Annotated in this window: 18 protein-coding genes; 11 read left to right on the plus strand and 7 right to left on the minus strand. The window is 47.9% G+C overall.

The features are described 5' to 3' along the window. Positions 1 to 12: 12 nt before the first annotated feature. Positions 13 to 1,083, minus strand: coding sequence for an AI-2E family transporter (locus tag D0Y50_RS10790; RefSeq protein ID WP_117318728.1), 1,071 nt, complete (start codon positions 1,081 to 1,083; stop codon positions 13 to 15). A gap of 298 nt (positions 1,084 to 1,381) precedes the next feature. Here D0Y50_RS10790 and bepA point away from each other — a divergent pair, with 298 nt between their 5' ends. Continuing rightward, positions 1,382 to 2,836 carry a beta-barrel assembly-enhancing protease gene (bepA, locus tag D0Y50_RS10795; RefSeq protein ID WP_108568944.1) on the plus strand — a complete coding sequence of 485 codons (1,455 nt, stop codon included), beginning with the start codon at positions 1,382 to 1,384 and terminating at the stop codon, positions 2,834 to 2,836. Here bepA and D0Y50_RS10800 read toward each other — a convergent pair. Beyond that, the gene (locus D0Y50_RS10800) at positions 2,833 to 3,330 is read right to left on the minus strand and encodes a TlpA family protein disulfide reductase (protein ID WP_117316950.1); all 498 of its coding nucleotides are present in this window, start codon (positions 3,328 to 3,330) and stop codon (positions 2,833 to 2,835) included. The two genes, bepA and D0Y50_RS10800, sit on opposite strands and share 4 nt — an antisense overlap. Before the next feature lie 93 nt (positions 3,331 to 3,423). Between D0Y50_RS10800 and arsC the strand changes: the two genes are divergently transcribed. The 4 genes from arsC to D0Y50_RS10820 are packed head-to-tail and all read left to right on the plus strand — an operon-like array spanning position 3,424 to position 6,709. Next, positions 3,424 to 3,774, plus strand: a complete 351-nt coding sequence (gene arsC, locus D0Y50_RS10805) for an arsenate reductase (glutaredoxin) (protein ID WP_117316951.1) — start codon at positions 3,424 to 3,426, stop codon at positions 3,772 to 3,774. After that, positions 3,771 to 4,370: an NAD(P)H:quinone oxidoreductase gene (gene wrbA / locus D0Y50_RS10810; protein WP_218023533.1), complete on the plus strand. Its 600-nt coding sequence runs from the start codon at positions 3,771 to 3,773 to the stop codon at positions 4,368 to 4,370. Before arsC ends, wrbA begins: the two co-directional genes overlap by 4 nt. After that, positions 4,367 to 4,771, plus strand: coding sequence for a DUF2069 domain-containing protein (locus D0Y50_RS10815; protein WP_408640655.1), 405 nt, complete (start codon positions 4,367 to 4,369; stop codon positions 4,769 to 4,771). Before wrbA ends, D0Y50_RS10815 begins: the two co-directional genes overlap by 4 nt. A gap of 60 nt (positions 4,772 to 4,831) precedes the next feature. Beyond that, positions 4,832 to 6,709, plus strand: a complete 1,878-nt coding sequence (locus D0Y50_RS10820; RefSeq protein WP_117316953.1) for a hypothetical protein — start codon at positions 4,832 to 4,834, stop codon at positions 6,707 to 6,709. Here the strand turns inward: D0Y50_RS10820 and hda are convergent, their stop codons facing one another. Further along, the gene (hda, locus tag D0Y50_RS10825) at positions 6,710 to 7,462 is read right to left on the minus strand and encodes a DnaA regulatory inactivator Hda (RefSeq protein WP_232366240.1); all 753 of its coding nucleotides are present in this window, start codon (positions 7,460 to 7,462) and stop codon (positions 6,710 to 6,712) included. Beyond that, positions 7,450 to 8,817 (minus strand): DUF2066 domain-containing protein, encoded by a 1,368-nt coding sequence (locus tag D0Y50_RS10830; RefSeq protein WP_117316955.1) that lies wholly within the window; start codon positions 8,815 to 8,817, stop codon positions 7,450 to 7,452. Before D0Y50_RS10830 ends, hda begins: the two co-directional genes overlap by 13 nt. A gap of 1,082 nt (positions 8,818 to 9,899) precedes the next feature. Between D0Y50_RS10830 and purM the strand changes: the two genes are divergently transcribed. The 5 genes from purM to D0Y50_RS10855 all read left to right on the plus strand — a co-directional run bounded on the left by purM (position 9,900) and on the right by D0Y50_RS10855 (position 16,619). Continuing rightward, complete coding sequence (gene purM, locus D0Y50_RS10835) at positions 9,900 to 10,937, plus strand: phosphoribosylformylglycinamidine cyclo-ligase (RefSeq protein WP_108568939.1); 1,038 nt, start codon at positions 9,900 to 9,902, stop codon at positions 10,935 to 10,937. Positions 10,938 to 10,940: 3 nt separating this feature from the next. After that, complete coding sequence (purN, locus tag D0Y50_RS10840; RefSeq protein ID WP_108568938.1) at positions 10,941 to 11,588, plus strand: phosphoribosylglycinamide formyltransferase; 648 nt, start codon at positions 10,941 to 10,943, stop codon at positions 11,586 to 11,588. After that, a complete protein-coding gene (locus D0Y50_RS10845) occupies positions 11,551 to 12,282 on the plus strand; it encodes a DUF3108 domain-containing protein (protein ID WP_117316957.1) in 732 nt (243 codons plus the stop codon). Before purN ends, D0Y50_RS10845 begins: the two co-directional genes overlap by 38 nt. A gap of 188 nt (positions 12,283 to 12,470) precedes the next feature. Then, positions 12,471 to 14,924, plus strand: a complete 2,454-nt coding sequence (fadE, locus tag D0Y50_RS10850) for an acyl-CoA dehydrogenase FadE (protein ID WP_108568936.1) — start codon at positions 12,471 to 12,473, stop codon at positions 14,922 to 14,924. 780 nt (positions 14,925 to 15,704) lie between these two features. Next, positions 15,705 to 16,619, plus strand: coding sequence for a transposase (locus tag D0Y50_RS10855; RefSeq protein ID WP_117316959.1), 915 nt, complete (start codon positions 15,705 to 15,707; stop codon positions 16,617 to 16,619). A gap of 351 nt (positions 16,620 to 16,970) precedes the next feature. Here the strand turns inward: D0Y50_RS10855 and D0Y50_RS10860 are convergent, their stop codons facing one another. The 3 genes from D0Y50_RS10860 to D0Y50_RS10870 form a co-directional block, all read right to left on the minus strand. Continuing rightward, complete coding sequence (locus D0Y50_RS10860) at positions 16,971 to 18,620, minus strand: GGDEF domain-containing protein (RefSeq protein ID WP_170145491.1); 1,650 nt, start codon at positions 18,618 to 18,620, stop codon at positions 16,971 to 16,973. A gap of 77 nt (positions 18,621 to 18,697) precedes the next feature. Continuing rightward, positions 18,698 to 18,910, minus strand: coding sequence for a hypothetical protein (locus tag D0Y50_RS10865; protein ID WP_117316962.1), 213 nt, complete (start codon positions 18,908 to 18,910; stop codon positions 18,698 to 18,700). A 24-nt stretch (positions 18,911 to 18,934) separates the two neighbouring features. Beyond that, the gene (locus tag D0Y50_RS10870; RefSeq protein ID WP_232366241.1) at positions 18,935 to 19,651 is read right to left on the minus strand and encodes an SAM-dependent methyltransferase; all 717 of its coding nucleotides are present in this window, start codon (positions 19,649 to 19,651) and stop codon (positions 18,935 to 18,937) included. Between the two features lie 259 nt (positions 19,652 to 19,910). On the opposite strand from D0Y50_RS10870, the gene ansA reads away from it, so the two are divergent. Next, complete coding sequence (gene ansA / locus D0Y50_RS10875) at positions 19,911 to 20,930, plus strand: asparaginase (protein WP_108567259.1); 1,020 nt, start codon at positions 19,911 to 19,913, stop codon at positions 20,928 to 20,930. Positions 20,931 to 20,952: the final 22 nt, after the last annotated feature.

The raw sequence follows: 20,952 nt of genomic DNA on the forward strand, positions 1-20,952 counted from the left end.
TACCTGGGGTATTTATACAAAAGGTTGCTGCGGTTCAGGCCCGCTACTCCAGGCAGTAATTAGCGCTTTTACCAGCGTGGCCAGGGGTATCGCAAAAAAGACGCCCCAAAAGCCCCATAGCCCCCCGAAAAACAATACAGCGACAATAATATAGAGCGGATGTAGGCTAACTGCCTCTGAAAACAGTAGCGGCACCAGTAAGTTGCCATCCAGCGCCTGAATGATGCTATAGGCGATCATCAAATACCAGAATTCAGGGCTGATGCCCCACTGAAACATGGCCACCACGGCAACCGGGATAGTCACCACCGCCGCGCCGATATAAGGGATAAGTACCGATAAGCCCACCAGCACACCGAGCAAAATGGCATAGCGTAAATCCATGAACACAAATGCGATACAAGAACAGGCCGCCACAATCACGATCTCTATGACTTTGCCGCGTATATAATTCGCTATTTGGCTGTTCATTTCATGGCCTACCTGCGTAATGAGCCTGCGCTCTCGCGGCAATACCGACGAAATACTATTGAGGAAAAAGTGCTTATCCTTGAGCATAAAAAATACCATCAACGGCACTAGCACCAGGTAAACCAATAGCGCGGCAATATCCACCAGTGAATTTACCGAGGCTGAAATTAATTGTTCGCCGACTTCGACCAGTTTGTCATTCAGCCCTTCCATCATTTGATGAATATGATAGACCTGAACATAGTCAGGGTATTTTTCGGGCAGAGTGAGAATCCAGTCCTGCGCGTTTTGCCAAATGAGCGGCGTTTCTTGTATCAGGTTGATGCTTTGGCGGGATATCACCGGTACCAGGCCCACTAACAACATAATACTGACGGCCAAGAAACCTAACAATACCAATACGCATGAGACCGTTCTACCTAAACCTATATGGACCATTCGGGTTACAGGCCAGTCAAGCAAATAGGCAATCACCGCGGCCACCAGTACGGGCATTATTAACCCGCCCCAGATAAGCAATACTGCGGTGGTAAGAATAATCAGAATTAGCAGCATGGCTGCATCCGGATCGGAAAACTTGCGCCGGTACCAGCGTCCGAAGACACTCAACAAACTCATCAAAAAGTCTCAATGTTACAACTGTAAAAAAAGCATCATAGGGGAAGCGTCCGCCCAGAGCAACTGACAAAACCGACTGGGCTGATGTAGCTGGAAAACAGCGACTTAACTAACCCTATGCAAACTGCCGGTAGGCATTACCCGTAACCTTACAAAGCCAGCGGAAAAAGTAGCAATAGTGGAACGCCTACGGCAAAATAAAAATGTAAACCGTAAAAAAAGATGAAACTGATCACACAAGGCAGTGCTCTAAGCCATTAGTCGCTAGAGCAGTACTCGAAAAAAGGGCGTAATGAGATCATTAGTGAAAAAAGGCATTCGAGCCGGATTATTCTTCGCAGCAGTAAGTTTGTCGGCAGTCGCACAGGATAGCGGCTTTAATGACAAAAATACGTTGCCCGAAATAGGTGTGGTGGCATCTAACGTGCTATCGGTAGATAAGGAAATGATTATCGGTGATGCGGTGATGCGCCAAATGCGTGGCCAGGCTCCGCTGATTATGGACCCGGTACTGGATGAATATTTACAGGATTTAGGTAATCGGCTGGTCGTGTACGCCGATAACGCCAAGTTTCCGTTTTCATTTTTTTGGGTTAACAATGATGCAATTAATGCATTCGCCTTTTTTGGCGGACACATTGGGGTGCACGCTGGGCTGATCCATTATGCAGACAGCGAAAGTGAACTTGCCTCCGTGCTGGCGCATGAGATATCCCACGTTACCCAACGCCATTTAGCCCGCAGTATGCAAGCCCAACAGCGTTCGGCGCCGCTGGCCCTGGCCTCTATGCTGGGCGGTGTACTATTGGCAATTGCTAATCCTGAGGCCGGTATGGCGGCCCTGGCCAGTAGTCAGGCTGCTAACGCCCAAATGCAAATTGATTATACCCGCTCTAACGAAGAAGAAGCTGACCGCATTGGCATCTCTATGCTGGCGCGTTCAGGCTTTGACCCAAATGGTGCCGCCAGCTTTTTTGCTACCTTAAATGAGCAGTATCGATTGGTATCGCGGCCCCCTGCCCGGTTATTATCGCACCCCCTGACCGAGTCGCGTGTGGCCGACGCCAGAGCCCGCGCAGCGGGTTATCCGCCGGTTAAAGTGGCCAGTAGTTTGGCGTTTCATTTAGCGAAAGCCAGAATTATGTCTCGCTATACCTTTGATGCGGATTACAGTGTTAAGTATTACGAGCAGGCGGTAAAGAAACATAACACCCCGGCGGCCCAATATGGCTTGGCGCTGGCGTATTTACGTAAACAGCAGCCCGCCAAAGCGCGGCCGCTTATCGACGCGCTGCTGGCCCAACAGGGAGAGAACTTATTTTATCTGGATGCGGCCACCGACATCTCGTTAGCCGAGCAAAAATATGATGAAGCGATTGACCGGTTAGCCCCGCATCTGGCCCACACGCCGCGTAATCAGGTACTGGCGTTAAATCAAGCCAACGCAATGATTGAAGCAGGACGCACGCAACCGGCAATTAAAATTTTAAAAGACTTTATCCTGGTTAATAAGAACTATGAAATTGCATATCAGTTGCTGACCACTGCGTATCAAAAAGCGCAGGATCGCCAGGATATGCATCAAGCCAAAGCCGAGGTTCTGGCCCTCAATGGCGCTTATCAACGGGCTATCGATGAGCTTCAATTCGCCTATAAATATACCGGTGATAACCATCTGCAAAAACAGCGTATACGAGCCAGAATAAAACAGTTACGAGAGGAAGAAGAGCGCTTGAAACGGCTTTAATCACCTTGTTTAAGACTGGCTAGCGTTTGCTGTAGCCGGGCCTGCGTGATCTCGCCCATGATGGTTTCGGCCAGTTGCCCATCCGGCCCAATAATGAAAGTGGCTGGTAGCGCAGCGGGCGTAGCCACCGGAAGCCGGGTTTCAGGGCCGGCAACAATGACCTCAAAATTAATGTTATAACGCTGTTTGAGCGCGATAACCTGCTGGCGATCAGCCGGGTCGTAATTCACCGCAAACAAATGGGTGTTTTCGGGGAGTTGCTGGGCAAACTGATTAAGCTGAGGAATTTCTTTCAGGCAAGGTGCGCACCATGGTGCAAAATAGTTGATGATAAGCCATTGGCCGCGAAAATCCGCTAATTGATAACGCGCCCCGGAGCTGGTCGAAAAGTCATACGTTGTTGCTTGCCGGGTAAGTACGCCAGCTGTAATCGCTATTAGCGCCAGGCCGACATACAGTAACGGACCGGTTTTTTTTATTGCAGAGATAGGCAATGCGGACCCAACCTTGTTAGAATTATTAACATCAGCATAAACAGGGTAAACGCACTGCGTCTACCGAAACTTCACATCACGGAACGAATGCCTATGCTTCCCGTCAGGATTTTACACAATCCGCGCTGTAGTAAAAGCCGCCAAACCTTACAACTATTACAAGCCCATGGGGTTGAACCACAGATTGTGGAATACCTTAAAACGCCGCTTGATGAGGCGCAGTTAGCGGTGCTGTTTGACCAACTCAATATTAGCCGAATTGAAGATATGATGCGCCCCAAAGAGCCGGAATACAAACAAACGGGCCTATCGTCACCGGTGACTAAAGAACAAGGTATTCAAGCCATGGCAGCCTACCCGAAGTTGCTTGAGCGGCCAATTGTAATCAAGGGCGACAAAGCATGCATAGGCAGGCCCCCTGAAGCAGTGTTGGCGCTATTATGAAGCCAGAAATACTGGTTCTTTATTATAGCCGCCATGGCAGTACCACTCAGTTAGCCCAGGCCATTGCCAAAGGGGTAGAAATTGGCGGTGCAATAGCCAGGGTTCGTACAGTACCGCCAGTACGTGAATACCAAAGTGAGGCTATTCAGGCTGTACCCTCGGATGGACCGCCTTTTGTTAATAAACAAGATTTAGTTGACTGCCAGGGCCTGGCCCTGGGTAGCCCCACGCGGTTTGGAAATATGGCGGCCCCCCTAAAAGTGTTTCTTGATAGCACGAGTGACAGCTGGCTGAAAGGACATTTGATCGATAAACCCTGTTGTGTATTTACCTCTACCAGTAGCCAGCACGGGGGACAGGAAACCACTTTACTGAGCATGATGTTGCCACTGTTACACCACGGTATGATTGTGTGTGGACTGCCCTACAGTGAGCCTGCGCTACATGATACCAATACCGGTGGTACGCCTTATGGCGTCACCCATGTAGCTGGTCAGCATAATTCCACATTGAGTCAGCACGAACAGCAATTAGCGCTGGCCCAGGGCAAACGTTTGGCTGAGGTTGCGCGCCGGCTGCAACGAGCCAACCAATGATGTCCTCCGCAGCGCTGGCGGGTACCACCCGCAAACTACGCTGGTTAGCTTTGGTCAGCTATGTTTTGCTATTAGCCTGGGTCATTATTTGGCAATCCATGCTGACCACCACTTACAGCTATTCGGCCATTTTTATATTATTGCTGTACGCTGGGCCATTGTTATTACCTGCAAAAGGAATGCTTACGGCTAATCCTTATACCCATGCGTGGGCAAACTTTATTACCCTATTTTATCTTATTCACGGCATCACGGTGGCCTACGCCGTTCCGGCAGAAAGGCTGTATGCTATTATTGAAATACTACTGGCCAGCGGAATGTTTACTGGGTGTAGTATGTTCGCCCGTTTCCGCGGCCGGGAGCTGGGTTTGGGGCTTAAAAAAGCCAAAAAGTTGCCATAAGTATTGCGCGCAGAATAGCCGTAAGGTAGGTGTGGGATGAGGTGGATACTGATAACAGTGATGTTGGTAATAGCAGGCTGTGGTGGGCAAGCTACTGACCAGACGGAAACGCCCTCCTCCCCGCCTGCCCCAGCCACGCCGTTAATCGTCTCTGGTGAACGCCGGGTGGCGGAGGCTGATAGCGTTGCGCTAGCGGTAATGCCTGCTGAGGGTATTACCCTTACCTCGGTACATTGGGTATTTGACGACCCCGCCATCCAGCTGTTGGCACCCACCTCAAGAGCAATAGGCTTTGATGCGCCGGGTGAAGGGCTTTATTCGTTTTCAGTTACCGCGCAGGATACCGCAAGCAATACGTATTTTTATACTGGCGAACTAGAGGTTACTAAGACACCGGCTGCGCCGGTCAATGTAAGGCTAAGCCACCAGGCGGTAGAACTTGGCCGGGTATCTTTGCGGGCAGATATCCTATCCCTTGGGGCTAACGATAGCCTTCAATGGCAAGTGATCCAGGGGCCCGCCGTTGCATTGCGCTATGATGAGCAGGCTGCGGCGCAGCATGTTTATTTTCAGGCACCCAGCGTCAGCGCCGACACGTTATTAGAAATCAAAGCTACGGTTACCCGCGCTAACGGCGCGCGTGATTCAGATAGTGCCTACGTAGTAATAAAAGATGTGCCGCAAGCACAAAACGGTTTTTTTGCCGGTAACGATCTATATCCAACCGACCTTATCCACCCGTTTCGTCCTGGCCCCTATACTGAAGCCCTCAATAATTGTTTGTATAATAGCCAGGTGCGTCGCTCATGCACATTTGCTACCTTGCCATTGATTGGCCAGGTAAATAACCAGCCAGATATTGAACAGATATTAGCCCGCACATTGGTATCGCACGATTGGATGGGAGAAGCATTTGCGCGTTTTCTACGTTCCTCTGCAGCTGGCCCGGATATAGTGCAATTACTGGGTGCCACTACCGGGGTCGTTATTGCGTATGATATCAGGCCCTCTTTCTACTGGAGTGCCACAGGGGCTATTTACCTGGATGCTAATAATTTGTGGCAGACTCCGGCCGAGCGTGACACGTTGGACCTGGCGCCAGATTACCGTATTGCGTATGGTAACACGCTGGCCTATCGGACCAGCTGGCGTTATATCAAAGATAATGCGTACTATTATCCGCAGCCGGGCACCGCTCCTGCAGAGCGTCAGCCCAGAAGCCAGCCACAGGTAGAAGCAGCACTTAGCTGGTTGTTATATCATGAACTGGCCCATGCAAATGATGTCTTTGCCCCGCAACGCTGGCAGCAACTAAAGCCAACCGACTCGCCGTTAACATTTGCTAATCAAAATGGTTATTTATCAGACGCCCTGGCCGCATCAGATGGCCTGCACTCGGTGATTTTAAAAGCGCTGGCCCAGGTTGATTTTGGTGGCGCAATGGCCACCGCTGAGCAGGAGGCTTATCGCGCCTGGGAGGTGGCAAGCATGTTTAATGATGAAGCAGGGCTGACCATGTATTCATTTTATACACCGCGCGAAGATTTTGCCCTCTTGTTTGAACGCTTTATGATGAAATATCGGCTTGGTATTGATGCGGACGTTGGTTTCTTTGATTCCCCTGCGCAAATTGCCGATGAAAATACCGGCGCATTGCCAATTGTATGGGCGCAGCGTAACCGGTTTAACGCAGCACATATGCAGCCGCGCGTGGCCTTTGCTATTGAAAATATATTGCCGCACATTGATATTGCCAGTGCGCAAAATGCGTTCCCGACACCTGTGATGCTGCCGGCGAATCAAGATTGGTTTTCTACCGTTTCCCCGACGGTCGGGGTCGCTAAGATGCCCTCGGGCTCTAAAGCAAGCCAAAAAACGTTACGCGTAACCGTTTCTTCGCCGTTTGAGAAAACCCTACCTTTACCGGTAAATCAGTAATCAGTTCACACCCAACTCACGCTTGACCAGTGCCACCGTTATTTTCTTTTTCTCCTGTAAGGAGCGCTTATCAAGGCGCTCCAATAACTGCATTAAACTTTTTAAACTGCGATCATAATGATTTAGTAAAAACTGTAACGCGGCATCAGAGAACATAAGTCCTTTTTGACGAGCACGCTGACCAAGTGCTTGCTTGCGCTGCCCATCATTAAGCGGTTGCAGGCTAAAAGCAGTCCCCCATTGCAACCGTGAACGCAAATCCGGCAGAGTAAACTGCGGGCTGGCCGCACCAAGTTGTGAGGTACCCAATATTACAGCATAGGGTTGTTCACTTACGCGGTTAATCAAATCGAACAAGGCTGCTTCCCATTCATAGACACCGGCGATGGCGTGTAAGTTATCAAGCATAACAAAGCTTAGCGTTTCCAGCCCCTCGAGTACCTTAGGGGATAAGTCTTGTACCTGATTTAAATTTAAATACAAATGGCTGACATTATTGCCTGCTAACGTATGGCAGACCGCATACAACAAATGGCTTTTACCCCGGCCACCGCCGCCGGTTATGGTGAGTAGAGGAAGCCGTTGCTGTGCAAAACTGAGTAAGTCAGGGTGCTGGCGCCAATGGGGAGCAGCCTCGCATAACTGGCGCAACATTGACACCAGTTGGCTATTGGGGGTGTCAATAAAGCTATCGAATGTTTCGTCAGCCGGTAAAGATACCGGCAACGGCAATTGAACGCTTATTCGTTCCAATAGAAATTATTTCCTTCAAGCGCTTGTCCGAACGAATCTTTTACCGGACGTAAACGCGACTCAAAAGACAGCGCGTTAAAGAAATCATCCCGCGTACCGACCAATTTTAGGTTAAACGTGGCTACCGGCCCTTTTTGGGCAGTTAAAATAGCAGAATCCACCACACTTAATTGGGACAGAAACTTTTGCGCATGGATGTAGTGCGTCAAACTGTCTAAATTAGCTACAGAGATGACCAGCTCATTATCCGCAGTCTGCTGCCCGGTAAACCTTACCGAAAAACGCGCTGCCAAATAGTCTGCGTATACGTCCATCAAACCGGCCAATGCCTGTTCAGGTGAGGCCGCCCTTACGGTACCAAACTGGGTACTGCCGGTTTCTAATAACAACCACTCAAGGGCGTATTCTCCCTCGCCGACATCTACTATCATAGTTGGCTCAACCGAAGCATCGGGACGTAAAGAGTTTACGGTTTGCTCTGGGTTGCCTCGCCCATCAGACACACTGTCTCCGATCTCCAGATTACTTTCATTATTGGCGGTGTTTGGCTCGGCGTCAGCAGCGTCTGAAAATTCGTCTTGGGGGTCTTCTGCTGCGTTTTGCTGCTGGGTTTGCTGATAGGCAAAGGCGGGGGCGCTTTGCGAGAGCGCCCGCTCAAGTTTTTCTTCAGTCGTTAAAAAGTCTGGAGCCGGTTGTGCGGATTGCTGATATAACCGGGCACTGAGGATATAATCAGGATTATATCGCGCCGAGGCCTTGCGCAAGGTTCCTGAAAATTGGGCCCAGACATCGTACACGTTAATAGCGGTGTTATCGGTAAGATCCATGAGGGGTAAGGAGATGGGTACCGCCCGGCGCTGGCTTTGCGACAACAGGCTATAACGCAAGGCATCGGGTTGTCCCTCGCGCATTATCCAGCGCTGATCATTTTGCTCAGTGGCTAACCAGAATAAAGTGTCCGGACGCCGCTGCCCCCATAATGGCAGTTTCTCGCGCTTTAATAACGCGGTAAGAGCATCGCGGGAAAACTGAGCATCATAGTAGAGGGTGTCGTTATCTGTAGTGTACTGATAGGCAATCAGATATTTGCCAGGATTGCGCAGCGCCGCTTTAACTCCGGCATTATCGAGCGTTTGGGCACTTCCGGTCATTTTAGTAAACACCCGCTTCAGCGCTTCAGTTTGCGCTTGTTTTCGAGCATTAGCGCCCTGATTGGCTACCTCTACTTTTGCGCTGTTGGTTTCCACAAGGCTACTGGCGCAAGCGCGCCCGACGGGGCTTGAAAGTAAGACACCCACCATCAGCAAGGTGCAGATAAAAGAAGAAAACGAAACAAGATTTTTGGTAATTAGCATTAACCTGCCTGACTTATTGAAACGCAATGGGCTGCTTGTTTAAAGGCAGATATTGTGGGCTATTTACGGCGCATTTTCATCTTTAATTTTTATAAAGCCCGGCTAACCCACCGCCCGAGCCTGCTAACCAGGGCAAAATATGTTTTGACACTTTACCCGGCTTGATTCGTGGTACTACATAAAAGGAATACCAGTACTGTATAGCCAGTATTAAGCAGGATTATTGTTCAGGACATCCACCTTTATATTCCAACATGTTCCCAGACACCCACCTCGAGTTGCCTTGCATATTCCAAGACACCCACCCCGATTAGCCTCCGGCAGGGGGTTATTTCCCAGCATATAAAAGCAACCGAGCTTTGAAGATTAGGCTCACAAGCAAATGATACTTACTGTGGCTGTCTATGATTGATGTAACATCTTAAGCAGCAATGTGACTCCCACCTACCTCATAAGACAGCCACTCTTTTGTTGTATGGACACCCACCCCTAAATGCCCCAGGCAGGGGCCATTTTCCACCATATAACAGCAATCGAGCGTTGGATATCAGGACACATTCAAATGCTATTTACTGTGGCTGTCCATGATTTACAGCCCACATCGCGGAATTTTTTCTATAAATCAATGCCACGAACATTGTTCACAGCCAAAACCCAATGGTGGGTGTCCTGCGTTTACCAGGTACGAGGAGAATAAAGTCGCCCCTCCTTTCCCGTAGTTGCGCGAAGTCCGTAGATCTCATTCGTGGTTAAAAAAGTGAGGGAAGGAATTGCGAGTGTAGGATCGGGAGGTGGGTGTCTTACATATTCTCTGCCTATAAGCCGCCGTACAGCCAATAGCTGTTATCGCGAGAGCTAGCGCCTTAAAATTAATATCTATTATAGGTTGGCAAAGGTGCTCAGGCCTACCAAAGCTGCATTAAAGCGTCATGTGGTGATGATATTTTAGTCCCTGGCGGCTACCCTGTTTGCCTTAGCAGTAAATAACCTGTTTATGCTAATATCGGCAGATCATTGGACTTACCATCGCTAGCTGGTAGAATCCGCGTTTTTCCACCCTTTTGCATCAGGGCACTATCATCGTGAGCGACAATAAAACCTCTTTAAGCTACAAAGACGCCGGCGTAGACATCGATGCCGGAAACCAGTTAGTCGACCGAATCAAAGCAGTTACCAAGCGGACACACCGTCCGGAAGTTAAAGGTGGTTTAGGCGGGTTTGGCGCGTTATGCGAACTGCCTGCAAAATACAAGCGCCCTTTATTGGTTTCAGGTACTGATGGGGTTGGCACAAAATTGCGTCTGGCGATGGATGCTAATGAGCATCACGGTGTGGGGATAGATTTGGTCGCGATGTGTGTAAACGATCTTATTGTACAAGGCGCTGAGCCTTTGTTTTTCCTTGACTATTACGCTACGGGTAAGCTTGATGTCGATACCGCAGCTACCGTGGTGTCAGGTATAGGTGAAGGGTGCGAGCAGGCAGGATGTGCTCTTATTGGTGGTGAAACGGCGGAGATGCCGGGCATGTATCACGGCGGCGACTACGATATTGCTGGTTTCTGCGTGGGCGTGGTCGAAGCCGAGGATGTTATTGATGGCACCACGGTTGCTGCATGCCAAAAACTGATTGCATTAGGCTCTTCAGGTCCGCATTCAAACGGCTATTCACTGGTTCGAAAAGTGTTAGAAGTCAGTAACGCCAGCCTTGATGATGATTTGGCAGGTAAATCACTAAAAGCTCACTTGTTAGCGCCTACCCGAATTTATGTAAAGTCGGTTCTCGCTTTACTCGAACAAACCAAGGTACATGCTATTTCACACATTACCGGCGGTGGCTTTTGGGAAAATATTCCTCGGGTACTTCCCGATACCGCAAAGGTAGTCATTGAAGAAAATAGCTGGCAATGGCCAGAGATTTTCAATTGGTTACAGCAAAACGGTAATATTACTGATCATGAAATGTACCGTACCTTTAATTGTGGTGTTGGTATGGTCCTGGTAGTAGATGAAGCAGATGTAGAAAATACTCTTTCTGTGCTTAAAGCCCAAGGGGAAAACGCGTGGCTGCTAGGGCATATCGAGAGCCGTGAAGGCGACGACCAGGTTGAGATTGTATAATTCATGAAACAGCCAACAAAAATTTGTGTGTTAATCTCTGGTACAGGTACCAACCTACAAGCCATTCTCGACGCCATTGATGCTAACCGCATTAATGGCGAAGTTGTTCGGGTCATCTCAAGTAAGCCTGGGGTATTAGGGTTAACTCGCGCCCAAGATGCAGGTATCGATGCTGTCGTATTAGATCATGCTCAATATGAAACACGCGAATCTTACGATAACGCATTAAGCGCGGCTATTGACGAATGCGATCCTGCCTGTATTGTACTGGCAGGGTTCATGCGTATCCTGACCCCCGATTTTGTTACGCGCTACGCCGGTAAACTATTGAACGTTCATCCATCTTTGTTGCCTAAATACAAAGGGTTGAATACTCATCAGCGCGCGCTGGATAACAAAGATACTGAGCATGGGGTAAGTGTACACTTTGTAACGCCCGAACTGGATGGCGGCCCTGTGATCGTTCAAAGTCGTGTTCCAGTATTTGAAGATGATACTGCGCAAGAATTGGCAGAGCGGGTTCGCGAGCAGGAGCTGAATCTCTACCCTGTGGTAGTAAACTGGTTTTGCGAAGGTCGTTTATGTATGCAGAACAATAAGGCGATTTTAGATAATGAGATTATTCCCTCTTCAGGCTATGCCAGCGATTAGCTATTTCGCGACGGGTATCATGCTAACGCTGTTTGGTACCCTCTGTAGCGCGGCTTCGCTGCCAGATTTAACTCCTTTTAAAGCCAATTACACCGCCTACAAGTGGGGCGATGATGTTGGTGAAGCTAAAATGAAACTCGAAGCACTCGATAACAATCAGTTTTCACTAACCTACTCTTCTGATGTCTCGAAGTTTTTTTTGTCTGATGAACGGTTCGAGCACTCTATTTTCTTCGTAGATAACGAACAGCTCATCCCTTCGCAATACCATTATAAACGCACTGGCACCGGTCCCGATTCTGCGCTTAGCATTGCCTTCACCAGCCAGCCCTCGCCCCAAATCAAAATTGATAAGACCACTACTTTGCCTTGGAAGGGTGAGCTTGATAATCAGCTTTATCGGTTAGATATTTCACGTCAGTTAGCCGCCGGCAATCATTCGGTTAGCTATGATTTTGTAAATTATCGGGGTGAAAAACGTCATTATGGTATTGAAGTAATGGGCAAAGAAACGCTTTCTTTACCCTATGGTGTAGTAAAAACCATCAAGGTAAAGCTGCTACGCGAATCCAACACCCGTGAAACATTTGCCTGGTTTGCCCCCTCCCTTGATTACCACCTGGTGCGTCTACAACAGTTTAAAGATGGTGATGAACAAGGCGATATAAAGCTTAGAAGTTTCCAGCCCCTCTAATTATATTGCTGATCGTTAATATATTTTTTCGGTCAGCGATATCTAATCCTACGTGATCTGTCGCTTTTTCTTGATCTTTGTTTCCCAACTATATAGGTTTAGCCTAAGCTGGTCAGACCTCGATACAAGCTGTTAACATTGTATTGTTGCAAGACTGCATTAACGCCGAATTTTATCAGGAGTGTAAAATGGCAGATTTCGTTTGGTTTTTAATTGTTTTGCTGGCACTTTGTGTCGCTAGTTATAAACAGCTCGGCTTGGTCAATACGATTGCGCTAACTGCCGCTATAATGGTTGTTGGGACGGTATTTGGGGATATTGGCTGGTTAGGTTGGCTTGTGTTTTTACTGATAGCTGTGCCCTTTGGCGTAGCCGACATTCGTAAACCTTACATCACTAAAAAACTATTAGCATTTTATAAAAAGGTGATGCCAGAAATGTCGCGCACCGAACAGGAAGCCATCGATGCGGGAACCGTATGGTGGGACGGCGACATTTTTAGTGGCAAACCAGACTGGGATAAGCTTCACGGCATTCCAAAAGGACGTTTAACTGCTGAAGAACAAGCCTTTTTGGATGGGCCGGTCGATCGCGTATGTCATATGGTAGACGAATGGGAAATTAACCATAAACTAGCTGACTTACCGCAGCCGATATGGGATTTTCTGAAAGAACACAAATTCTTTGCCATGATCATTAAAAAACAATACGGTGGCTTAGAATTTTCAGCTTTTGCTCAATCCCGCGTGCTTCAAAAGCTTGCAGGCACCAGTGCAGTACTGTCCAGTACTGTAGGGGTTCCCAATTCTTTAGGCCCGGGTGAACTACTACAACACTATGGTACTAAAGCGCAACAAGATTACTACTTGCCTCGGTTGGCTAGTGGTGAAGAAGTGCCATGCTTTGCACTTACCGGCCCCGAAGCTGGCTCTGATGCTGGCGCAATACCCGATGTTGGTGTGGTTTGTAAGGGCGAATGGGATGGCCAGGAAATAGTGGGTATGCGCTTAACCTTTGATAAGCGTTATATTACCTTAGCGCCCATAGCAACAGTGATTGGGTTAGCATTCAAATTACAAGATCCTGACAGTTTGCTCGGCGATAATACTGATCTGGGTATTACCTGCGCACTGATTCCACGTGATACCGCGGGCCTGGATATCGGGCGTCGGCATTTCCCCCTCAATACACCATTTCAAAACGGCCCTATTCGAGGTAAGGATATCTTCGTTCCGCTTGACTTTATTATTGGCGGCAAGGAAATGGCAGGCAAAGGCTGGCGGATGCTAATGGAATGCTTGTCTGTTGGACGCTGTATTACTCTGCCCTCTACCGCCGCTGGCGGTGCCAAAACGTGCGCCCTGGCGACCGGGGCCTATGCGCGTATTCGTCGACAATTTCGAATTCCGGTTGGCCATATGGAAGGGGTGGAAGAAATGCTAGCGCGAATAGGCGGCAACGCGTATTTAATGGATGCCGTAACTCGCTTCTCCACCGTGGGCGTTGATTTAGGCGAAAAACCATCTGTTATTTCAGCGATCAGCAAATATCATCTTACTGAAAAAATGCGTCAGGTTATTAACGACTCCATGGATATTCATGGCGGTAAGGGCATCATGCTTGGGCCGAATAATTACCTAGGTCGGGCATATGAAGGGGCGCCAATATCTATCACCGTGGAAGGAGCCAATATCCTTACCCGTAATATGATGATTTTTGGTCAGGGCGCGATGCGCTGCCATCCTTTTGTTCTAAGAGAGATTCAAGCGGCAGCGATGGAAGATCGCACTGAACAGCTCAATGCCTTTGACGATGCAGTGTTTGGTCATATTGGCTTTGCTATGTCGAATAAAGTGCGCAGCCTGTGGTTTGGTATTACCAGCAATGCATTTAGTGCCACACCATTTGCCGACGACACTGCGCGCTATTACCGTTTATTGCAAGGCTATAGTGCTAATTTGGCGTTACTGGCAGACGTTTCGATGGGTGTACTAGGCGGCGAATTGAAACGTCGTGAACGCTTATCTGCTCGATTGGGCGATATATTGAGTGGGATTTATTTAGGTAGCGCTACGCTCAAGCGTTTTGATGAAGAGGGTCGATTGCATGAAGATGCTCCCCTTATGCATTGGGCGCTGCAGCAGACTCTATACGATATTGAAACAGCCATCATCGACTTTTTGGCTAACTTCCCGTCAAGACCTTTGGCTCTTGGTCTTAAAGCAATCGTGTTGCCATTTGGCCGTCGTTGCGAAAAACCATCTGACAGGCTTGAGCATAAGATTGCTGGCATGTTGCAAAAGCCTTCTACCGCGAGAAGCAGGCTGGGTGACGGGCAATATCTGACCCGGGAAGAAGGCAGTTTATTCGGCGATTTAGAACAAACATTGGAAGATGTTATAGCTTGTGAACCCGTTTTCGAGCGGATTTGTAAAGAAAGAGGCGCCAAACTGCCTTTCACTAATCTTGCCTTGCTGGCAGAAACCGCCCTTGCCGATGGCATCATAGATGCTGAAGAGACAGCGTTAATGAAACGAGCAGAAGCGGGCCGTTTACGCACAATTAATGTGGACGACTTTGCTCACGAAGAACTGGTAGCCGGAAAGTCGAAGCGGTCCCGCAAAACCGCGGTGTCTGCCTAACACCTTTTTTAGGTTAGTCTATTAAATGCAAGCCCCGGTCCCGGGGCTTTTTCGTTATTAATTGCATTTTTTGCTTACAACAAAACAATCTATCTTCAGGTATTTACTTATCGTGACCCCTTATAGATACGAGTGTAAACTAAGCCCTGCGGGACAAAGTCACCCTGCTCGTCGGTGCATAAAAAACCGTATCCACACAAAACGATATTTGCGCATAGCGGTACTCGGCACATACGTAACTTGAACGCAGCTTGAGTGAAACTGTTTGTAAGCTATAAAATACAGTATCCGCTGTTACTTTACCGCGCGGCTTTATTAATCCAGGCACTTTGCTAGTTCGGTACGGTGACGTAATACTCCGATACCGCCTGTAGTCAAATCTGCAGTATAAAGTGAATAAGCAAAATAGCTGGTATTGACACCCACAGGTACAATATAGACACCCACTACATTATCGAACGGCGTGCATTAGCGGCACTATGTACACCGGTTCGCGAATGGTTTACGGGTCAATAATTCAAGTTTACGGTAAGCTTTCAGACTGCTTCGTGTTATCTACTTCAAATTTGGACATCCACTTACCCGTCCAGTTGATACTAATATTCATGTATGGGACAGCCACCGATTTTCGAGCATCAACCTGAATAAACTAGATATCCGCTGGTAAACATAAAACAATCTAATAGCTGAGGTACAGGTACCAAAACCAGGCTTTTGAACAGCTGCCAACCTGAGTTTGTTAACCCATAATAACTGCCCACTTCATCTTGCGGACAGTGTATGCCCCGGCCCCGGAAAGAGCTTATCTGTGTAGAACAAACACCCTATTATCATTGTGTCTCGCGCTGTGTCCGTCGTGCTTGTTTGTGCGGAAAAGACAGCTTTACAGGAAAAAGCTATGAACATCGGCGCGGGTGGGTAGAGCGTCGTTTGTACTTTCTTGCCAGAGTATTTGCTATAGATTTATGCGCCTATGCGGTGATGAGCAACCATACACATGTGGTGCTTCGGGTGGCTACTGAACGGGCACAGCAATGGTCGAACAAACATGTGTTGCGACAATGGCATAAACTGCATCGGGGAACCCGCCTCACGCAGCTGTATGCTCAGGGTGCGACACTCTCGCAGGCTGAACGCGCCACGGTCAATGCCTGTGTATCAGTTTATCGGCAGCGTCTTCAATCAATAAGCTGGTTTATGCGAGAACTTAATGAGTACATTGCCCGCCAGGCCAATAAAGAGGATGACTGTACCGGGCGTTTCTGGGAGGGTAGGTTTAAATCTCAAGCCTTACTGGATGAAGCGGCGTTGTTATCCTGCATGGTCTATGTTGATTTGAACCCACTACGGGCAGGCATGGTTATCGCGCCCGAAGACGCGCGCTTTACCAGTATCGCGGCCCGCATTCGTGCATTTAAGACCAGGCGACAGCCGCCCAGGCTCATGCCTTTTATTCCGCCCACCGGCATAAGTAACAGCCTTCATCTGCCACTAAGCACTACCGACTATATAACCCTGGTAGACTATACCGGCAGATGCATAGCGGCGAATAAGAAGGGAGTCATACCCGCTTCGCTGCCACCCATTCTTGAACGTATTCACGTTGACCAGGCGCATTGGCTATCGGTTACCCACAAATTTGAACAGCATTTTAGAGGGGCTGCGAGCATCTTAACTATGAAGAATGCTGTGTGAATACATTAATTCGTTAAAACTCTATGTATCTCTACAGCACATGAAACATGGCTCCCCGAGGCGGTGGACTGGCTATAAGAATTAGTTGGCCTAACGCAATTTAACTTCGTTTGATTACCGCGGCGAGGTGAAAATTACTCGTATCATACAAATGAAAGAACATAAGTCGCGCTTGCTTCACGAATACCCTACCCTCTTTTTCATCGATGCTTATTTAGTTATGCATTCGTTAAGCACGGCACGGTGGGTGTCTTATTAAGCCTCGTCATTTTCTTAAAGCTAATTACAACACACTATTTGGATACCCACCCTTATCTGACCTGTTGAATAACGAGACAGCCACCGTCTTTGTTACAGATCAGATGCGCTACCGTCGTAACCGCAGACTTGGTTTCTACCATATTTTTTAGACTGATAAAGCGCTAAATCGGAAGCTGAAAACAGGTTATCAAGGTTATACCCCACTTGCCGAGTATCGCTAACCCCAAAACTTGCTGAGATATTAAAATTAAAACCTGAGAAGTGGGTGTCTATGGTATTGATTGCTTCGCGGCAGCGTTCTGCAAAGGCTAAGGCCGTGCTTTGGTCGGTGTTGTCCATCAAAATACCGAACTCTTCGCCGCCGATTCGCCCCACTAAATGTTTATTGGCAATACAGCATTGTTCAATCGTTTTAACCACTTCACATAATACCCAGTCCCCTATTTGATGGCCGTGGGTGTCATTAATTCGTTTGAAATGGTCCAGGTCAAAAAATATCAATGATATAGGCTGGCTATTGTCACTTGCTTTGCTGATAAGTTGCTGCGAACGTTCGGCAAAATGGCCCCTGTTATATACCCCGGTAAGGGCATCGGTGGTGGCTAAATGGCGTAGTCGGTTTTGCAGGCGACGAGTACGATAGGACCAAAACAATAACGCTATCACAGCGAAAACAGCTAAGCCCAGCGCCATAATCATACTTTGAACCTGCTCTTGAACCAGCTCTGATTCGGTGCTCAGTAGCTGATTCTTTTTATCCAGCAATTCAATCTGGCTTTCTTTATTTTTCAGGTCAAAGCGTGCTTGCTGCAAGGCCAGAGATTTTGCCACCTGCTCGCTGTGAAAAGAGGCTTCCAGGCGATTTAGCGTCGTTAGGTAGGCATAGGCTTGAGCAAAATTTCCTGCATCAGCCTCAAGTGTCGACAACAGCTGATAAGCATCTATCAACGACTCCTGAAACTGCTCGGCTTTATCTAACTGTAAGACATCAAGGGCCAGTTTACGGGCTTCTTCAGTATCACCCATTGCGGCTTTTAATCGAGCATATGCGGCGATAAAACTACTGCGTAGGTAGACAAAATCAACACTATTAACTTTGCGTAGCGCATCTTGAGCAATTATTTGCGCTTTATCCAACTCCTGTTGTTCTAAGTAAAACTCAAATAAATGAACATTATTGAACGTAACATAATAAGGTTGCTTCGCACTTTCACACAACGAGATGGCATCATAAAACGCATTTTCATTAACCGCCTGACGTTTAAGATTAATTTCGTTACGCATCGTCAATGCAAAACATTTACTCTCTTTGGTAGCCAATGTGTGGTTTAAAATACGCGACGCATAAACCAGAGCAATATCCTGCTGTTCTACATTATTATAGAAAACCAGTAAGCCCTTGTAAGCCTCTGGTTGCCGCTCGGGTGCCCTTACCTGTTCAAGTAAATCATCTAAACTGCCCGCCAGTTCAAAACTTTGTCGCCAATTCTTTTTATAAGATGCCACCCCTAACATTGAGGTTAATACCCGAATCCGTAACGCGGATTCAGGCACATCCTCAAGTAGCGCGCTGTACATCGCTAAAGTGTGGTCGAGATCGCCATTAAACGTACTTAAATAAGCTTCAAGATAGCGGTAACGCAGTCGTTCAGCCTGATTTAAACTGTTTTGATCAACCTCGCTAAGCAACCCCATTGCAGTGCTAGGATCGCTAAGTCTTAATGCTTCTGTTCTTGCCAAAAGCGCCTGGTTATCTGCATAAACAAATAAAGAGGCACTCCACAGCAGGCAGCACAAAAGCCATTTGCGAATCATACTTAGTGGAATTTGGGATCTTTTTGTGGCGTGTCGTCATCGGGCTGACGCCCAGGTTCGTTTGGATCAGTAGGCTCCACAATGGCCATAATCGCGTTAATTTGCGCCGCCTTAGCTTTTACTGCTGCAATTGATTCGCGCTGTTCGGGGGTCAGCTCCTGGGAAGACAATGTCACATCAGAGGCTAACTTTGCCAACAATTCTATCGCACTCATAATAATCCTTATTTTATTAAGCGGTTATAGTTGCATTAATTTATCAATAACACGTTGATTACGAACCAGGCGTTGGGCCGGGGGCAAGACCAGTGTGGTAACTGGTGATAACGCTATATCTGCCAGCGTATCGAGCCGTACCCTATCCTGGCGTACTGTATCAGTAATCAAGGTCGGACACTCATATAAAATCACCTCATGTTCAGCGGGGTAATGCTCAAGTAATAAATCGAGTAAAACCCGGCGCTGGGCGGAGGAGCTAACGCGTTTTGAGATCGACAGATCTCCTGCTAAAGCCACCTGCCATAAAATAAGGTAGCCAGCGGTATCCAACTGACGTTGATAAATCATAAACTGGCTGGTTTCAAAATGCTGGCAGCCAAATGCCCCCGGGTCAATGCCCAAGTCGGCGTACAAACAATCCTCTGCAGATATACCCGGTTCCATCGACGCCGAAAAGCCTTCCTTTCGAGCCTGTGCTATAGCATGGTGAGGCACTTGGGCAAAAACCCCTGGGTGACCGTAAAAAGCCCCTACCACCCTTTTATTCCGGCGTAACTGCTCCATGATCAACGCAATCATTTCCTGATAGGTGTCGCGCCTGTCTTTTCCTTCTTCATAGAGATGCTGAAGCGAACGTACATCTGCATTCATAGTGGAAATCCAGGCTTCCATCAGCGGATGGCAATTGGTAAAAACTACCTGAGCGTGTTCAATATGGCTTCTACATCGTGCCGACATATGCGCGCCTAGCGTCATCCCTGGCCCTACACATACAAGGCTACCCTGCTGTAGGTGCAGTGAACTATTAGTCATCGTATATTATTATTTTTTTATAAGAAGGCGATAATTATGCCTTGCTCATTATCATCCGCAAGTCTTAATTAACCGCTATTTAGCTCTTTAATATTAAGTTCCCCGCCAGGTAAAGCGGGGTTAAAGATGACATCGCCTTTAACCTTGTTACAATATCACCACATTATTTGCTGATGAAGTTCGCATGCGTAAACACATATACATCGCCTATACCGGCGGCACAATTGGAATGAAACCATCATCCCAGGGCTACGTTCCGGCCTCTGGCTTCCTGGCCGATACCTTGGCAAAAATGCCTGAGTTTCACCGCCCGGAAATGCCGTTGTATACCCTTCATGAATACGACAATTTAATAGATTCGTCTGATATGAAGCCGGCTGACTGGCAACTCATCGCAGATGACATCGCTGCTCATTACGATAAATACGATGGATTCATTATCCTTCATGGTACCGATACCATGTCGTACACTGCCTCTGCGTTAAGTTTTATGTTAGAGAATCTGTCGAAACCGGTCATTGTGACCGGCTCCCAGATACCTTTAGCGGAATTACGATCTGACGGCCAGGTCAATCTGCTAAATGCATTATATGTGGCCGCTAATTATCCAATTGCTGAAGTAGGTTTATTTTTTAATAATCGATTACTGCGTGGTAACCGTAGCCGTAAGGTTGATGCTGATGGCTTCAGTGCTTTTGACTCTCCAAACTTCGCGCCACTACTTGAAGCCGGTATCAATATCCGACTTAACGCCGGTAAGCTGGCTCCTGATGCCATCATGGCGAAAACCCAGCCGATGCAGGTGAGTAATGTTACCGCCCAACCGATAGGACTGGTAAGCCTGTATCCTGGTATCTCGTCTCAGGTGCTTGAAAACACCCTTCAACAACCTGTTAATGCGTTAATTTTGCTTAGTTACGGCGTGGGCAATGCGCCGCAGCATCCGGACTTACTCGCTCAACTTAAGCGGGCTGCAGAGAAGCAAATCCCAGTATTAAATTGTACCCAGTGTTTACGCGGTAGAGTCAATATGAGCGGCTACGCTACCGGCCACGGGCTGGCAGAAGCTGGGGTATTGCCCGGCAGCGATATGACGCCCGAAGCGGCCCTCGCCAAGCTTCACTATTTATTAAGTAAACAACTACCTTTCGAGCAGCTTAAACACCTGCTAACCCAGAACCTTCGTGGAGAAATGAGTGACTGAGAGAACAACGCTAACCGGCAAT

Source organism: Salinimonas sediminis (assembly GCF_003429285.1).
Classification (GTDB): domain Bacteria; phylum Pseudomonadota; class Gammaproteobacteria; order Enterobacterales; family Alteromonadaceae; genus Alteromonas; species Alteromonas indica.

Bases quoted from the DNA above. Each gene is read 5' to 3' on its own strand.
- bepA (WP_108568944.1), top strand. From the start codon at position 1,382: ATGAGATCATTAGTGAAAAAAGGCATTCGAGCCGGATTATTCTTCGCA.
- arsC (WP_117316951.1), top strand. From the start codon at position 3,424: ATGCTTCCCGTCAGGATTTTACACAATCCGCGCTGTAGTAAAAGCCGC.
- wrbA (WP_218023533.1), top strand. From the start codon at position 3,771: ATGAAGCCAGAAATACTGGTTCTTTATTATAGCCGCCATGGCAGTACC.
- D0Y50_RS10815 (WP_408640655.1), top strand. From the start codon at position 4,367: ATGATGTCCTCCGCAGCGCTGGCGGGTACCACCCGCAAACTACGCTGG.
- D0Y50_RS10820 (WP_117316953.1), top strand. From the start codon at position 4,832: ATGTTGGTAATAGCAGGCTGTGGTGGGCAAGCTACTGACCAGACGGAA.
- D0Y50_RS10830 (WP_117316955.1), bottom strand. From the start codon at position 8,817: ATGCTAATTACCAAAAATCTTGTTTCGTTTTCTTCTTTTATCTGCACC.
- purN (WP_108568938.1), top strand. From the start codon at position 10,941: ATGAAACAGCCAACAAAAATTTGTGTGTTAATCTCTGGTACAGGTACC.
- D0Y50_RS10845 (WP_117316957.1), top strand. From the start codon at position 11,551: ATGAGATTATTCCCTCTTCAGGCTATGCCAGCGATTAGCTATTTCGCG.
- fadE (WP_108568936.1), top strand. From the start codon at position 12,471: ATGGCAGATTTCGTTTGGTTTTTAATTGTTTTGCTGGCACTTTGTGTC.
- D0Y50_RS10855 (WP_117316959.1), top strand. From the start codon at position 15,705: ATGCCCCGGCCCCGGAAAGAGCTTATCTGTGTAGAACAAACACCCTAT.
- D0Y50_RS10865 (WP_117316962.1), bottom strand. From the start codon at position 18,910: ATGAGTGCGATAGAATTGTTGGCAAAGTTAGCCTCTGATGTGACATTG.
- D0Y50_RS10870 (WP_232366241.1), bottom strand. From the start codon at position 19,651: ATGTCGGCACGATGTAGAAGCCATATTGAACACGCTCAGGTAGTTTTT.
- ansA (WP_108567259.1), top strand. From the start codon at position 19,911: ATGCGTAAACACATATACATCGCCTATACCGGCGGCACAATTGGAATG.